The following is a 15,345-nucleotide window of genomic DNA, read 5'->3' as shown; positions in this document are numbered from 1 at the left end:
CCTTTTCCTGACCTGGTTTACCCGGGTTTGAGGAAACGCTCGTGTGGGTGAAGCGGAAAACGGTAACGAGGGCGAGATTTTGGCCTCGCCCTCTCTGTTTTGACGCAATCAGATCAGTCGGGTTTTGCGTACTGATCGAGGAACTCAAGAATGAGCGCTCCTTCCTCTTCGGTGACGCCGGCATTCACGAACATGCTTTCAGTTATGCCTCGCCACTGATTTTTGGTGTGTGACGCCGGATCCTGCGGCACGTGGCACAAGGTGCAATACTCGTAAAAGAGCTTTTCACCTGGCTCCATATTCGCGGTGAAGGTTTCCTGAAGATTGTCCGCACGTTCCAGCCCGAAGCCCGATGTATCCAGAGAGACCACGTCAATCGTGGTCTTGGGAGGCTCATAAGCCTGGTTTGGACCATCAACGTCTGTAGCCTTGCGCATCTTGGCGATACATGTGTTGGCCGTTGTTGCCTGACTCAAGCCGCTTGAGGCCCTGCTGGACGTGAGAATGTTGATCGCGCCGGAATTGCAGCGCCCCTTGCTGTCGAAGGACAGCCAGGCTCCTTCATAGAGCGACGCGACACCACGCATGATGTTGTCGGAAACACGGGCACCGGCAATCAACGCACCACGCTCGTTGTGAAGCTCAACGAGGTCACCATCCTCGATGCCACGCTCGGCTGCATCTTCCGAATTGATCAGCAGGAATTCCCGATCCTGGACATTCAATTCATGCCTCAGATCGGATTGTGCGAATTGCGAGTGAATCCGGTTAAAGGGGTGTGGACTGACGACGTGAATATCGTCGGGTTCACTGTTACCCAAGTACTCGTCCGGCTCCAGCCACATCGGCATCGGCGGGCAATCGGGAATATTCATCTTTGCGATTGTCTCGCTGTAGATTTCAACCTTTCCGGAAGGTGTTCTGAGCGGGTTGGCATCCGGGTCTTCGCGGAACTTGCCATGGCGAACCCACTCGAATTCTTCCTGTGGCTGAGGGACACGGGCGACCCCGGTGGTCCAGAATTCCTCGAAATCCATGTGATCCGCCGCTGTGGACTTTTCATAGGACTCCTGAATGATATCCATGCGTTCCATGTTGTTGGTGAAGGGGCCCTCCACGCCGAATTTTTCCGCCAGGCGCCGGAAGATCTCAAAATCGTCCAGAGATTCCCCGACAGGATCTATGAGCTTGCGCATGGCATAGACCTTGTCCTTGGAATAAGTGCCACCGGAGCTGATTTCATCCCGTTCAACATGCGATGTTGCCGGAAGGACGATATCGGAGAACCGGGCGGCCGCAGTCCACCAAGGGTCCTGACAGACAACCGTTTTTACTTTCTCCATTGCCCGCAGCAATTCATTGGTGTCTTGCTGGTGAGACGCGAAATTGTTGCCGGAATTGTAGATGAGATGAACATCCGGGAACTTGAATGTGCTGCCATTTCGGGTGAACTCCTTGCCCGGATTGAGCAACATCTCGTTCAGCCGTGACGCAGGGCAAATGCCGATGACGCGGTTGCGCCCCTGAGGCAGGCCGCCCGGAACACGCGCTTGGGCGAACAGGGCGCCGCCCTGGCCCCAGTGCCAACTGAACCCTACGCCACCACCCGGCAGGCCGATCTGGCCGGTCATTGCCGCAAAGGCGGTTATCGCCCAATACGGCATTTCACCGTGTTGTGCGCGCTGGATGGCCCAGGACCCGGCGAACTGGGTTCTGGTAGTGGCACACCGATCGGCGAGGGCGCGGATCTGATCGGCATCGATGCCAGTGATCGCGGCGGCCCATTCCGGTGTTTTGGGAAGGCCGTCTGTCTCGCCGGTCAGGTAGTCAATGAACTTGTCTGCACCGACCGTATATGTGTCGAGGAAAGCTTGATCGTAGCTTCCGTTGTCAAAGACGTGGTAGCTCATGGCGAGGAAAAGCGCCGTATCCGTGTTCGGAACGATCTTGATCCATTCGGCATCCAGCCATTCATCAGTGGTTGTGCGCTGCGGGTTGATCGAGATGAAGTCGACACCGGCCTCCTTGATCTGTTCCCATCTTGGATACATGGAGTGATCGGTCGTACGGCCTTCTGCACGGCCGTTTTTATGCATGTCGGTGCCAATCATCACGAAGGTCTCGCAATGCTGCAACATTTGCCACCAGGAGGTCTGGCGCGAATAAACTTCCATGTCGCCCAGAACGTGCGGCATGATGATTTGTCCCGCACCGCCTGAATAGTCGCCAACGGTAACAGCCGCACCGCCGATCAGATTGAAGAAGCGACCCTGCAAGACATTGGGTGTCAGAACGCCGCCATGAGACCAGCCGCCGTAGGAAGTTGAAAAGAGACCCTCGTTGCCGTGTTCATCGATTGTGTCGAGGATCGCACGCGCCACCAAATCAAGTGCAGTGTCCCAGTCCACACGCACGAACTCTTCACGCGCACGCAAATCCGGCCGCACATCTCCACTTTCATAGCCTTCAAGATAAGACCGGCGGACATGTGGATATTTGACACGTGTCTGGTGATAGGTTCGGCTGACGACCCCTTCGCTGATCATTTTGGTTGGGCGTGGATCAAATTCTGTCCGTGGGATCGCCTTGATCAGTTGGCCATCCTTGATCATGCCCCAAAATGCGCCGGCCTGACCGGCATGGGGAACGAATGTCACGCCGCGGTTCGCCGCAGCATGCGCCGAGATAGGAAACATACTCACCAGAAGAGTTGAGCAAGTCGATTTCAAGAAGTTTCGACGCGATAGAGTTACAGACATCATCATCGTCCTGTTGATTTAGGAATTTGCGCCGCAAGGCAGAGACACGAAATTGCGCCCGGAACTCAATCCGGAGCTGAGGTAACGTGTTCAATTTTCATCAGAAAACCTTGGAGGCACCTCGCACAGAAGTCATGCGATGTAACTAGTTACAAAAAAATTGAGCACATCGGCATTGAGGTGTATCAATTCGCTGTTGCAATTTTTGGGGGTGGCGATTCGGCGCGCGAAAGTGAGGGCCTAAATTGCCCTCATTTTCGAGATCCAAGTCTTGAAGTGTGCGCGCTGAAGGATCCCTTTATGTGTGGCCTCAGCCTTCGGGAAATCCGTCGCCGAGATCCCAAAACAGCCCTGTCATCATCTGCAGACCTTCTTTCATCAAATGCGGCAGCACATGCTCATCGGGGGCATGTTGGGAGCAGCCTGTGTAGCTGTGCGGAACCCAGATCGTGGGCATGCCAATGATGTTGAGGAAAATATCGTTCGGCAGTGAGCCGCCCGCGTTTGGGATGACCGTAACCGGTTTTTCTGTTGTCTGTTCAATTGAAGTGACGGCCCAAGCCACTGCCGGGTGCTCAGGATCCAGTCGAGATGCGCGCAGCATCGACATGCGGGCCGGTTCAACGGTGATCCCGTCAAATCCTTGCGCTTTAAGATGTTCGCGGATCAGTGGAAGGAAAGTATCGGGATCTGTATCGACCACGAAGCGTATCTGACAGATGGCTTCCGCGAAGGGTGGCACGGCATTCTGAGTTTTCACAGGATCGCCGGTGATGAAGGACAACACCTCAAAGGTGTTCCAACCGAACACCTTTTCCGCCCCGCTCAGCCCGGATTCACCCCACCAGGGATCGATTTCAGGATCGTCGGGTCCGGAAGTAACTGTCACATTGGCCAAGGCAGCGCGGACTGATGGCTTGATTTCATCCGGCTTCAAACCGGGATGAAGGATTTCACCTGTTCGGCTCACAAGAGTGGTGAGAGCATGCATGAGCACGATTGCGGGATTGGCAAGCAAACCACCCCAATTGCCGGAGTGGTGTCCGCCGTCGCGAAACTCCAGTCTGAAGCGAAGGTTCAGACTGCCCCGGGTGCCGAGCTTGATATCCGGTCCGTCCGTTGAAAAACGAGGGCCATCGGAGGCGATCAGCAGATCGGCTGCCAGCAGGTCGCGGTTTTCTCGGCAGAACTCTCCAAGGCCCGGAGACCCCATTTCCTCCGCCGTCTCGATCAGAAAGGTGACGTTGTATCCAAGTTTGCCACGTGTTTGGAGAACGTGGCGCAGGGCTTCCATGTTGATGGCATGTTGGGACTTGTTGTCCGCTGTTCCACGACCGAACCACCGTTCACCGGATGGCGTTTGGGCGACCGTCAGGGCCCAGGGGTCACGCCCTTCGCTCCAGCATCCGTCTTCTCCGGGCACTGTGTCACCATGTCCGTAGCAAAACAGTGTGGGCAGGGCAGGGTCCTCAATGCGTTTTGCCACCAAAAACGGCGCGCGCTCAAGCATTTCATTGGGATAAATCTCGACCGAAAATCCCATCGCCTCAAAGCGGGCCCGCATCAGGTCATCCAAATATCGTGTCAGCTCCTTTTGGTGCTCGAGTTCCCTGCTCGATGTTCGCACCGCCACCCTTTCGGCCAGTTCGGCCTGAAATTCACCTGTGTCGAAATAGTTGGATACAGCCTTGATCGCCGCCTCGCGCGTCGCCATTTGCGACCTCCCTCAGTTAAAAAATCTTGTCAGGTATCACGCCTTGCCAATCTTACCGCCGTCTGTCCGCGCCAGAGGCGCTTGGAAGGCATCACGAGCATGAGATCGTCTTCAGGCGTTCGAACGGGAGTTGTCCCATCATATCCGATCAATGTTCCTTTCTGCGCGATAACTTCTCCCCCTGAAAACGGTTTTGAAAAGACGAATTCTTCGTTTTGAATGGTGATTGCCTCAACAACGGTGAATGCGGATTGCGCGACACTCGGTTTGGAAAATCCCGCTAATGTCTCCTTGCCAAGTGTCCGTGTGGCGACCAGAAAACGGATAGCAGCCTCCTTTGCAAGATCCTCTGCCGAAGCCTGCCAATGCTGACCGCATTCGATCAAAAGCGCTGTATTTCCCGCATCAGGATCGTCGAAAGCTCCATAGTCACGCATGCGACGACCTTCGGCATGGCCTGCATCACCAACGACCCGTTCCGGCACGCCAACGCTCCTTGCGAGTGTCTTTGCGCGTTTCTGGCGACCCGACATCATCAACGGGGGTGCAAGATGCTGCATACTGTGAATGTCGAGGAGGTAATCGATGTCAGTCAGCGCCGGTCGAACCTCCCGCGCTCTGCGCAATTCGACACTTTCTCGGTCTCCTTCAAGTACCGCGACATCCCAGACCCGGTTGAAGTCCTCGTCAATCCACCTTGTTGCATTCGGGTCTGCCGGGTTGAAGGCCTCATAGGCAGCAATGTTCATGAAGGCCAAGGTCAGGCTGCCAGCCGCCGGCCTCACGTCTCTTTTCAGTAACCAGTCGAGCGCAATCGCTCCGCAAGGCTCGTTGCCATGAACAATCGCGCTGATCATGACATTTGCCCCAGCCTTGCCGCTGTCAAACCGCCAGATGTAGGGGATACCTGAATTTCCGGACTTGTATGGCGAAAGATCGGGAGCCTTGAGTTCAACTGGGTATTCGTTCGGAATGTTGATTTCGGCCACGGGAACGTGCTCCTTTTTCATTAAGACAGGAGTGAGGAGAGACACTGGTGCACACACCCAAGGTTGCTTTGCTGGGCATGATTTTGGAATCGAACCGCTTCGCGCGTCCGGCAAGGGAAGAAGACTTTCGTTCGCTGACATGGATGGCTGGCGAAGAACTGCTTGAAGAAGCCCGCTCGGAAACTCCTGCGCTTGCTGCCGAGTTCGCCGCATTTGTCCGCGCCATGGATGCGACGGGTCCCTGGCAACCGGTGCCCTGTACGCTTGCAGCCAGTCACCCGGCGGGGCCCGTTGAACGGGAGGTGTTTGAAAAAATATCCGACAGTGCAATCGCTCAATTGACCGAAGCGGGGCCAGTCGATGCGGTCTACATTTGCAATCACGGCGCCATGGTCGCCGAACATTTTCACGACCCCGATGGAGAGCTGATGGAGCGTGTCCGGTCGCGTGTCGGTCAAGAGCCGATCATTGTCAGTACGCTCGATCTTCACGCAAACATTTCGCCGAAGATGGCAGACGCTTGCGACCTGATCGTTGGCTACCGGACCAATCCTCATGTCGATATGATTGAACGAGGAGAAGAAGCAGCCTTTTCGTTGCGGCGTTGCCTGGCAAGCGGAAGAAGGCCGAAGACAGCGCTTCAAAAACCACCGATCGTTCCGGCCTCCGTGACCCTCTTGAGTGCCGAGGCTCCTTACGGTGAGTTGATCAATTTCGGGCAGCAAAGACAGGCAGAGCTGGGCAGTGCGATTATCAATGTCTCGGTGTTCGGCAATTTTGTATTTTCCGACACGCCGGACAACGGCTTGAGCGTGGTCGTGACAGCGCGAGAGGATCAGAAGCTCGCAGATGATCTGGCTCTGGAAATTGCGCAGCGCGCCTGGAACCAACGAGAAAGCTTCTCGCGCGCTCTGACTTCGGTGCAACAGGCTACTGCGATTGCGCTCGGTCCCGGAAAATTGCCGGTGATCTTTTCTGACGCCGGCGACAACCCAGGGGGCGGTGGATCGGGGCGCACGACGGAGCTTCTTGCAGCGCTCAAGGAAAGCGGTGCTGATCGCGTTCTTTATGGTTCGTTTTTCGATCCTGACCTTGCCCATGAAGCTCATGCGGTTGGCGTTGGTGCCAGTTTTACCGCGAGGTTCAACCGCAGCGCGGGTGCTGAGGTCTGGGAGAAATGGGACATGCCGTTCGATGCTTCGGCCAAGGTGCTTGCCTTGCATGACGGCAATGTTGTGGGGGAACGCGGCATGACAAAGGGCCGCCGGCTTCATCTCGGGCCTTGTGCAGCTCTCGATCTCGGCGGGGTCCGCGTTGTTGTCATTTCCGATCGTACACAGACGGCGGACCCGGTGTTTTTCCATATGCTTGGGTTGGACGTCGACAGCGCCAAGTGCGTGGTGGTCAAGTCCCGAGGACATTTCCGTGCCGGATTTGCGAAATGGTTCGCACCCGATCAGGTTTTCGAAATCGACACCGCTGGCCTGACCAGCCCGGTGCTTGAGCGCTGGCCCTTTGAGTTTCTTCCACGTCCGAGTTTCCCATTGGACCCGGACACAAATTGGGAGAGCGCCGACCAAAGCTAAACGGTCTCCGAGTATTCGTCAGGCGGAGTGGTGACTTTGACATATTCCATAAATTGCTGGGCGAGCTCGGAGGGCTGTCGCCCGGTCGGCAAGACGAAGCTGGTGTTGTAGGTGATTGGCGCGTCGAACGGCCTGACCGTGATATCCGCCATCCCCCCGGCCAATACCGGAAAGGGATTGAGGAGCGTGACACCAAGGCCTTCCCGGACCAATTCAAGCGCTGCCATGTTTGTTGCAGTTTCAGCAACGGTGCGCGGGCGAACACCCGCCCGGGCAAAGACCTGTTCTGTGATTGCTCGCGTTCCGAGCCGCCTCAAGAACTCGATGAGTTCAACGTCTTCAAGGTCGGACGGGGTGATGATCTCTTTCTGTTCCAGAGGATGGCCGGTTGGCATGGCGCACACGACCTGCGACCGCCGCCAGGGCACAAGTGTCACACCGGAACGCTGGATCATGGCGCTGGTCAGGCCAAGGTCATACCGCAGGTCCAGGATGCCTGAGACAAGCACGTCCGTTGCTTGAATATCCAGTTGAAGGCTTTTGCCCGGGTTTTGCTTCAAAAAGGCTGCAACCTGCTTGATGACAAAATTATGCGCCAAGGTGGGCGGTACGATAAGGCGCAAAGGTTCTTCGTCCGCCGCTGCCCACTCCGCGCCTTCGATCAGAGCGAGCGTTTCAAAGAGCGGATCGAGTTGTTCATTCAGCCTTAGCGCAGCAGCCGTCGGTTCGATCTTGCCGGAGCTGCGCAAAAAGAGGCTGCGTCCAACGCGCTGTTCCAGTTGTCCCAATGCCCGGCTGATGGAGGACTGCGAGACCCCCAGTCTTCGTGCGGCCCCGATTGTTGTCCCAGTCGTCACAAGCGCTCTTAGCGCCTCCATTTCTCGCAGTCTGTGACGGTGTTCTGCCATGAATGTCGTGTTTCCAGCGTGAGGAGGGTGGTTGGTTATGTTGAATTGGCCTATGCAAAAATGCATTAACTTTACTGTTGGCAATGAATTTTCTGCAAGCTAACATCCTTTTCATCGTGCGGCAAAAAGTCCGGAAAAGGACACCGCACCTTCCGAGGGAGTTACACAGTCATGATAAAACTTACAGCCGCGGCTGCGGCTACAGTAAGCGCTCTGGCGTTGTTTACCGGAGCGGCTTTCGCAGAGAAGCTCACCATTGGCCTGGCGTCCGAACCAACGTCTATGGATCCTCATTTTCACAACTTGGGACCGAACAACGCAATGTCGGTTCACCTGTTCGATCGCCTGATCGCACAGGACGAGAAGCAGCGCCTGTCGCCGGGCCTCGCTGTCTCCTGGAAGCCGATTGACGATCTGACCTGGGAATTCAAACTGCGCGAAGGCGTCAAATTCCATGACGGCAGTGACTTCAATGCTGACGATGTCATTTGCACCATGGAACGAGCACCAGAGGTGCCGAATTCGCCGTCCGGTTATGGAACGTACTTGAAAGGCAAGACCTTCAAGAAGATCGACGATTACACGGTACATGCCATCACTGAAGCGCCTTACCCGCTGATGGCAAACGATATTTCGACCATTCCGGTTATTTCCGACAGTGCCGGATGCGGGGCTGCAACGGAAGATTTTAATGCCGGCACCGCAGCTGTCGGAACCGGTCCTTTCAAGTTCTCGAACTATAAGCCCGGCGAAAGCATCACACTTGTTCGCAATGAGGACTATTGGGGCGATGCTCCAGTGTGGAGCGAAGTGGAATTCCGTCCGATCAAGTCCGGACCGAGCCGTGTCGCGGCGTTGTTGGCCGGTGATGTGGACATGATCGCGGGTGTTCCGACAACGGACATCAAAACGCTTGAGTCAAAAGACGACATTCAATTGAGCCAGGGCGTTTCAAACCGCGTCATCTACTTGCATATGGATCAGTTCCGCGAAGACTCTCCCTTCGTCAAGAACAATGATGGCGGCGCTATCAAGAACCCGCTTATGGATCAGCGCGTTCGACTGGCAATCTCGAAGGCAATCAACCGTGATGCCATCGTGGAACGCGTGATGGAAGGCGTGGCGCTGCCTGCCGGACAGCTGCTGCCGGAAGGCTTTTTCGGCGTCTCTGACAAACTGCAACCTGTTGCATACGATCCTGAAGGGGCGAAGGCTTTGCTGGCGGAAGCCGGTTATGGTGACGGTTTCCAGATGACCATCCACGGCCCGAATGATCGCTACATCAACGATGCCAAGATCGCCGAGGCAATTGGCCAGATGCTGACAAGAATTGGCATCAAGACGGCGGTTGAGACAATGCCGCGTTCTGTCTATTTCGGGCGCGCTTCTCGCGGCAGCCCGGACGGACTGCCCGAGTTCAGCTTCATCCTCGTTGGATGGGGTGCTGGGTCGGGTGAAGCGTCTTCGCCGCTCAAGTCTCTCATCCACACCTATGACAAGGATAAGGGCTTCGGGTCTTCCAATCGTGGTCGGCACTCCAATGCGGAGATCGATGCGCTGATCGAGGAAGCTCTGAGCACCGTGGACGACGAGAAGCGTCAGGACCTGTTGGCCAAATCCACCGAAATGGCCATTGAGGATGTTGCAATCATCCCGACGCATTTCCAGGTCAATACCTGGGCAGCCAAGAAGGGCTTGAAGTACATTCCGCGGACCGACGAATACACCCTCGCAACGGGTGTCGTGAAGGAATAGTCGATCCTTCCGGGCCGCTACCTGTAGTGGCCCGGGCCTTCCTTAAGTCGGGAAATCCCCATGACTGTATTCGTCATCCGTCGGTTGATGCAGGCGTTCTTTGTCGTCTTTCTCATGTCCGTGATCGTCTTTTTCGGCGTGAATATCGTCGGCGACCCGGTCTATATGTTCGTCAGTCCTGATGCGGATCAGGCAGATATTGAAGCAGCTATCCGCCGACTGGGGCTCGATCGTCCGATTTGGGAGCAGTACTTCCTTTTTCTGAAAGGTGCAGCTCAGGGCAATCTCGGAGATTCCTTCGTCTTCGGTGAACCGGCTTTAAAACTGATCCTTCACCACATGCCGGCAACGCTGGAGCTGGCATTCAGCGCGCTGTTTTTATCGATCGTCCTCGGCATTCCGCTGGGTCTTTTCTCCGGACTTTATCCCGACAACCCGGTGTCAAAAGGCATCATGGCCGGGTCCATTCTCGGCTTCTCGTTACCGACCTTCTGGGTTGGCCTGATGCTGATACTTCTGTTTGCCGTCGAACTTGGGTGGCTGCCTTCAACGGGCCGTGGCGACACGGCATCGATTTTTGGAATTCAGACAAGTCTGGCCACTTGGGACGGGATCCGACACATCTTTCTGCCGGCCCTTAACTTGTCGCTCTTGAAGATTTCCCTGGCAATCCGGCTGACGCGGGCAGGGGTCCGCGAGGCGATGGGCCAGGACTACGTCAAATATGCCCGCGCCAAGGGCGTTTCGACCAGTCGCATCATTTTCGTGCATGTGATGAAAAACATCATGATCCCGGTGGTGACCGTGATGGGGCTGGAATTCGGCAGTCTGATCGGGTTCTCGGTCGTGACGGAGACGATTTTCGCCTGGCCAGGCATGGGCAAGTTGCTGATCGACGCAATCCTGCAACTCGATCGCCCTGTGGTCGTGGCCTACCTGATGATCATGGTTCTGTTCTTTGTCCTGATCAATCTGGTCGTTGACATACTCTATTCCATTCTGGACCCGAGGGTCCGCCTACAGGATCAGGGCGCATGACCGATACAACGATCCAGACATCAGGACAGGTAACGGCCAAGGTCGAAACGCCGTTTCAGCGGTTCAGGGCCGAGTTCTTCGAAAGCCGCATTGCGGCCTCGGCGTTCGTTATCCTGATGGTCATTATTCTCCTGGCGGTGCTAGCACCCTGGATAACACCCCAAAACCCCTATGACCTGGGGCAGGTCGATGTCCTGGATGGCCGACTACCGCCAGGTTCTGAAGCCTTTGCCGGTTACACCATGTGGCTTGGCTCGGATGGTGCTGGAAGAGATCTCTATTCGGCGATCCTGTATGGCCTGCGGATCTCAATTTCGGTCGGCTTGGCCTCAGGCGTGATTGCTCTTTTTATTGGTATGGCGGTTGGACTGATCGCTGCCTATTCCGGCGGCCGGACGGAAGCAATCATCATGAGAGTGGTGGACTTGCAACTGTCTTTCCCCGCCTCCCTGGTTGCTCTGATGCTGGTCGCCGCGCTCGGTAAAGGCGTCGACAAGATCATCCTCGCGCTCGTGGTTGCGCAATGGGCCTATTACGCGCGAACCGTCCGGGCGACGGCACTGGTGGAACGCGGCAAGGAATATGTTGAAGCGGCGCAATGCCTTGGCCTTTCCAGGATGCGCGTTGTCTTCAGGCACATTTTGCCCAATTGTCTTGCTCCGCTGATCGTGGTCGGCACGGTACAGACCGCACATGCCGTTTCTCTTGAGGCAACCCTCTCTTTTCTTGGTGTTGGACTGCCGCAAACCGAGCCATCGCTTGGCGTACTGATCGCCAACGGCTTTGAGTACATGTTGTCTGGCCGGTACTGGATTTCCGTTTTTCCCGGCATCGCGCTGCTCTTGACCGTTGCATCGATCAACCTCGTCGGCGACCAGCTGCGCGACGTTCTCAATCCGAGGATGAAGAAATGACGGCTGTCCTGGAAGTAAGCGGTCTGAAGACGCATTTCTTCACCCACGCCGGTGTCGTAAAGGCTGTCGATGGCGTCGATTTTTCGGTGCGAAAAGGCGAGGTCATGGGTCTCGTTGGTGAATCGGGCTCTGGCAAGTCGATTACGGGCTTTTCCATCATCGGCCTGATTGATCAGCCTGGCCGGATCGTTGACGGCGCCATCAGGTTCAACGGTGAGGATATCGCGGGCGCTCCCGAGGAGACGCTCAAATCCATACGCGGCAATCGGATTTCAATGATCTTTCAGGATCCTATGATGACGCTCAATCCGGTCTTGCGCATCGATACGCAAATGATGGAAGCGATCCTGGCACATGAAGCCGTGCCCAAGAAGGAAGCATGGGAGCGCTGCCGTGACGCGCTTGGACTGGTTGGTATTCCCTCGCCGGAAGAGCGTCTCCGGGCTTATCCGCACCAACTGTCAGGCGGCATGCGCCAGCGTGTGTCCATCGCCATTGCCTTCCTGAACAAACCGGATCTGATCATCGCAGATGAGCCGACCACAGCCCTCGACGTGACCATTCAGGCGCAGATCATTTATGAGGCGCAGAAACTGACGAAACAAACCGGGACGGCGATGATCTGGATCACGCACGATCTAGCAGTCGTTGCCGGCCTCGCCGACAGGATTTCTGTCATGTATGCCGGCAAGATTGTCGAGCAGGGAGAGACCGACGACATTATCGACCGGCCGCTTCACCCTTATACGGTCGGATTGCTTGGGTCCGTTCCGACGGCAAACAACCGAGGGGAGCGCCTGTTCCAGATCGAGGGCATGACACCGAACATGCTGGCGCTTCCTGAAGGATGCGCCTTTTCACCCCGTTGCGGCTTTGCCAGCGACGCGTGTCAGGTGCCGCCTCCAGTGGAGCAGGTGGCAAGCCGCGAACTGCGCTGTTACCACCCCCAGTCACAGGTGGCCGCAGAATGACGACCCCGTTGGTAGAAATCAAAGACGTCTCCAAACGCTTCGCAAAGCGGCTCGATGTTGCCGGAAAGATTGCCCGGAAACTCGGAGCAGATATCCATGAGGAAGTCGTTCACGCCGTGGACGAGGTCAATCTCGAGATCCGTCAGGGTGAGGTCCTTGGTCTGGTCGGGGAATCTTGCTGCGGTAAATCCACCCTTGGCCGTGTCGTGGCCGGTATTCACGCACCTAGTGCCGGACGGCTTCTCTTTCAGGGGTCTGATGTCGCAACCATGTCGAGCGCTGACAAACGGGCGGCGACCCTTGCCGTACAGATGATCTTTCAGGACCCGTTTGCCAGCCTGAACCCGAGAATGCGGGTTGAGGATATCATTGGTGAGGCCCCAAGGGTCCATGGCATTGTCTCCCGCTCTGAAGCGTCTGACTACGTCGACGATATCATGCGGAAGGTGGGGCTCGATCCTTCCTTGAAGAAGCGCTACGCCCACCAGTTCTCCGGTGGTCAGAGACAGCGTATCGGTATTGCCAGAGCACTTGCCGTCAAGCCGAAATTTCTTGTCTGCGATGAGGCGATTGCCGCACTGGATGTTTCCATCCAGGCCCAGGTAATCAACCTCTTCATGGATCTGCGCGAAGAGTTCGGATTGACTTATCTGTTCATCAGCCATGACCTTAGTGTCGTTGAGCATATCGCTGACCGTGTTGCCATCATGTATCTCGGCCGGATTGTAGAAAGCGCTTCGACCGAAGACATATTCAGCGCACCCAAGCACCCATATACGCGCGCTCTGTTGGCAGAAGCGCCGCGTCTCGATCAGCGCAAACGCGACTTCGCTCCAATCGAAGGAGAAATTCCATCTCCGCTGGCGCCGCCGGACGGGTGTTACTTCAACCCGCGCTGTCCGCATGCAAAGGACCTCTGTCGCCAAGAGCAACCAGGTCTTGAGAGTTTCGGAAATGCGCGTTCGGTCGCCTGCCACTATTGGAAGGACACATGATCTCAGTCACCGGAAATCCTGGCCCTTTGTCCCGTAGCTGACTGGACGCGGGCGCGTGCCCATGTCCGCTCGGGCCGGCCAGCCTGGTGGACAACGACAGAACTAATCGAATGACTGCTGCTCCGCATCTTCGCGGTGACGCAGATCTATTGCCAATTCTTGGAGGAAAACATGAAAAACACTGATCGGGTCTGGGATCTGGTGGATAAACGCCGTGAGGACTATATCGGTCTGTCAGACCGCGTTTTTGACCTCCCGGAGATCGCATATACCGAATTCAAATCGGTGGCTGAACACAAGAAAATGCTTGAGCAGGAAGGTTTCCGGATCAGCGAAGGTATTGCTGGAATACCGACCGCAATTGTCGGTGAGGCTGGCGACGAAGGACCGGTGATCGCAATTCTTGGAGAGTTTGATGCTCTTCCCGAGCTTGGACAGGTCGCAGGGGTTGCCGAGCACGAGCCGGTGGAAACAGGCGGACCAGGTCATGGCTGTGGGCACAATCTTCTGGGATCGGCTGCACTCATGGCAGCCTCTGCTGTCAAGGACTACCTTGCAGAACGCGGTCTCAAGGGTCGCGTTCGGTATTATGGCTGTCCGGCCGAAGAGGGAGGTGCTGCCAAGACCTTCATGGTGCGCGAAGGCCTTTTCGACGACGTGGATGCGGCAATTTCCTGGCACCCGGCAACTTTCACAGCGGTCAACGAAGCACGCTCACTCGCCAACACCCGGATTGATTTTACCTTCCACGGACGCGCTGCGCATGCCGCCGGTGCGCCGGAACTTGGCCGCAGCGCACTTGATGCGATCGAACTGATGAATGTCGGTGTCAACTACATGCGCGAGCATATGCCCGATGATGCCAGGGTGCACTACGCCTATCTGGACGCCGGAGGCATTGCTCCAAATGTCGTGCAGTCCAAGGCAACCGTGCGCCAGCTTGTCCGGGCGCGCAATCTGAAGGAGTTGCGAGATCTGATCGAGCGTGTGCGCAAAATAGGCGAAGGTGCTGCGCTAATGACTGAAACACGGGTTGAAACCAGCGTGGTAAGCGGTGTCTCGAACCTCCTCGGCAATCGCCCGTTGGAAGAAACCATGCAACGCAATATGGAGCGGCTCGGTGCACCGGATTTCGACGACAGTGATCGCGAGTTCGCAGAAAAGATCCGCGAGACACTCAGCGAAGACAATATCACCGTCTCCTTCCGCCGGATTGGAGCGGACGTCGACCCGGACCTGGCACTTTGTGATTTTATCGCTCCGCTTGACCGGCAAAGCGAAGGCGGGGAGGGGTCGACCGATGTCGGCGATGTCAGCTGGGCGGTCCCGACCGTTCAGGCACGCGTGGCAACCTGCGCGGTTGGAACCCCGTTCCACACATGGCAACTGACTGCACAAGGCAAGGCACCTGCGGCGCACAAGGGCATGACACAGGCGGCTAAGATCATGGCCGGCACAGCGGTTGATCTCTTTGAAGACACTAAAGTCCTCGAAAACGCGATCGAGGCTCACAAGAACACTCTGGAACGAGATCCCTACGCCTGCCCGATCCCGGACGATGTTTCGCCGCCACTGAAAGCCATGAGCAATCAGTAGTTTCCGGGCGAGATATGAGTGCGCCGTGCTGTGTCTTTGTGCTGCGAAGCGTCAAGCTTGGCCGGAAAGAACTGGCTCAATGCGGAATTTGTCGTCATCGCAAAACGACCAAAGCAAACT

11 protein-coding genes are annotated in these 15,345 nt (G+C 56.3%); 7 read left to right on the top strand and 4 right to left on the bottom strand.

The annotated features are described in order from the left end of the window. Window positions 1–113 precede the first annotated feature (113 nt). The 3 genes from K1718_RS20345 to K1718_RS20335 all read right to left on the bottom strand — a co-directional run bounded on the left by K1718_RS20345 (window position 114) and on the right by K1718_RS20335 (window position 5,462). On the bottom strand, window positions 114–2,657 hold the full coding sequence (locus tag K1718_RS20345) for a molybdopterin-dependent oxidoreductase (RefSeq protein ID WP_265681037.1): 2,544 nt from the start codon (window positions 2,655–2,657) through the stop codon (window positions 114–116). A gap of 412 nt (window positions 2,658–3,069) precedes the next feature. Beyond that, window positions 3,070–4,473 carry a M20 family metallopeptidase gene (locus tag K1718_RS20340; protein WP_265681038.1) on the bottom strand — a complete coding sequence of 468 codons (1,404 nt, stop codon included), beginning with the start codon at window positions 4,471–4,473 and terminating at the stop codon, window positions 3,070–3,072. A gap of 29 nt (window positions 4,474–4,502) precedes the next feature. Continuing rightward, complete coding sequence (locus K1718_RS20335; RefSeq protein WP_265681039.1) at window positions 4,503–5,462, bottom strand: M14 family metallopeptidase; 960 nt, start codon at window positions 5,460–5,462, stop codon at window positions 4,503–4,505. A gap of 47 nt (window positions 5,463–5,509) precedes the next feature. Between K1718_RS20335 and K1718_RS20330 the strand changes: the two genes are divergently transcribed. Then, window positions 5,510–7,048 (top strand): M81 family metallopeptidase, encoded by a 1,539-nt coding sequence (locus K1718_RS20330; protein WP_265681040.1) that lies wholly within the window; start codon window positions 5,510–5,512, stop codon window positions 7,046–7,048. Here K1718_RS20330 and K1718_RS20325 read toward each other — a convergent pair. Then, window positions 7,045–7,956: a LysR family transcriptional regulator gene (locus K1718_RS20325; protein WP_209006653.1), complete on the bottom strand. Its 912-nt coding sequence runs from the start codon at window positions 7,954–7,956 to the stop codon at window positions 7,045–7,047. The genes K1718_RS20330 and K1718_RS20325 overlap by 4 nt on opposite strands. 171 nt (window positions 7,957–8,127) lie before the next feature. On the opposite strand from K1718_RS20325, the gene K1718_RS20320 reads away from it, so the two are divergent. The 6 genes from K1718_RS20320 (at window position 8,128) to K1718_RS20295 (ending at window position 15,225) form a co-directional block, all read left to right on the top strand. Beyond that, window positions 8,128–9,711, top strand: coding sequence for an ABC transporter substrate-binding protein (locus tag K1718_RS20320; protein ID WP_152502689.1), 1,584 nt, complete (start codon window positions 8,128–8,130; stop codon window positions 9,709–9,711). A 60-nt stretch (window positions 9,712–9,771) separates the two neighbouring features. Beyond that, window positions 9,772–10,749: an ABC transporter permease gene (locus K1718_RS20315; RefSeq protein ID WP_152502688.1), complete on the top strand. Its 978-nt coding sequence runs from the start codon at window positions 9,772–9,774 to the stop codon at window positions 10,747–10,749. Further along, complete coding sequence (locus K1718_RS20310; RefSeq protein WP_265681041.1) at window positions 10,746–11,663, top strand: ABC transporter permease; 918 nt, start codon at window positions 10,746–10,748, stop codon at window positions 11,661–11,663. The genes K1718_RS20315 and K1718_RS20310 overlap by 4 nt, the downstream gene beginning before the upstream one ends. Next, window positions 11,660–12,634: an ABC transporter ATP-binding protein gene (locus K1718_RS20305; protein ID WP_265681042.1), complete on the top strand. Its 975-nt coding sequence runs from the start codon at window positions 11,660–11,662 to the stop codon at window positions 12,632–12,634. Before K1718_RS20310 ends, K1718_RS20305 begins: the two co-directional genes overlap by 4 nt. Continuing rightward, window positions 12,631–13,629, top strand: coding sequence for an ABC transporter ATP-binding protein (locus K1718_RS20300; protein ID WP_265681043.1), 999 nt, complete (start codon window positions 12,631–12,633; stop codon window positions 13,627–13,629). The genes K1718_RS20305 and K1718_RS20300 overlap by 4 nt, the downstream gene beginning before the upstream one ends. 171 nt (window positions 13,630–13,800) lie before the next feature. Beyond that, a complete protein-coding gene (locus K1718_RS20295; protein ID WP_265681044.1) occupies window positions 13,801–15,225 on the top strand; it encodes a M20 family metallopeptidase in 1,425 nt (474 codons plus the stop codon). The last annotated feature ends 120 nt before the right edge of the window (window positions 15,226–15,345 follow it).

Source organism: Roseibium porphyridii (assembly GCF_026191725.2).
Taxonomy (GTDB): Bacteria; Pseudomonadota; Alphaproteobacteria; order Rhizobiales; family Stappiaceae; genus Roseibium; species Roseibium porphyridii.
The sequence above is the reverse complement of the archived record's forward strand: the minus strand, read 5'-3'. Positions and strand labels throughout refer to the sequence as shown.

What these genes read in the sequence shown, in the direction of transcription:
- K1718_RS20325 (WP_209006653.1), bottom strand. Translation starts at nt 7,956, where the DNA reads ATGGCAGAACACCGTCACAGACTGCGAGAAATGGAGGCGCTAAGAGCG.
- K1718_RS20295 (WP_265681044.1), top strand. Translation starts at nt 13,801, where the DNA reads ATGAAAAACACTGATCGGGTCTGGGATCTGGTGGATAAACGCCGTGAG.
- K1718_RS20305 (WP_265681042.1), top strand. Translation starts at nt 11,660, where the DNA reads ATGACGGCTGTCCTGGAAGTAAGCGGTCTGAAGACGCATTTCTTCACC.
- K1718_RS20300 (WP_265681043.1), top strand. Translation starts at nt 12,631, where the DNA reads ATGACGACCCCGTTGGTAGAAATCAAAGACGTCTCCAAACGCTTCGCA.
- K1718_RS20320 (WP_152502689.1), top strand. Translation starts at nt 8,128, where the DNA reads ATGATAAAACTTACAGCCGCGGCTGCGGCTACAGTAAGCGCTCTGGCG.
- K1718_RS20340 (WP_265681038.1), bottom strand. Translation starts at nt 4,473, where the DNA reads ATGGCGACGCGCGAGGCGGCGATCAAGGCTGTATCCAACTATTTCGAC.
- K1718_RS20315 (WP_152502688.1), top strand. Translation starts at nt 9,772, where the DNA reads ATGACTGTATTCGTCATCCGTCGGTTGATGCAGGCGTTCTTTGTCGTC.
- K1718_RS20310 (WP_265681041.1), top strand. Translation starts at nt 10,746, where the DNA reads ATGACCGATACAACGATCCAGACATCAGGACAGGTAACGGCCAAGGTC.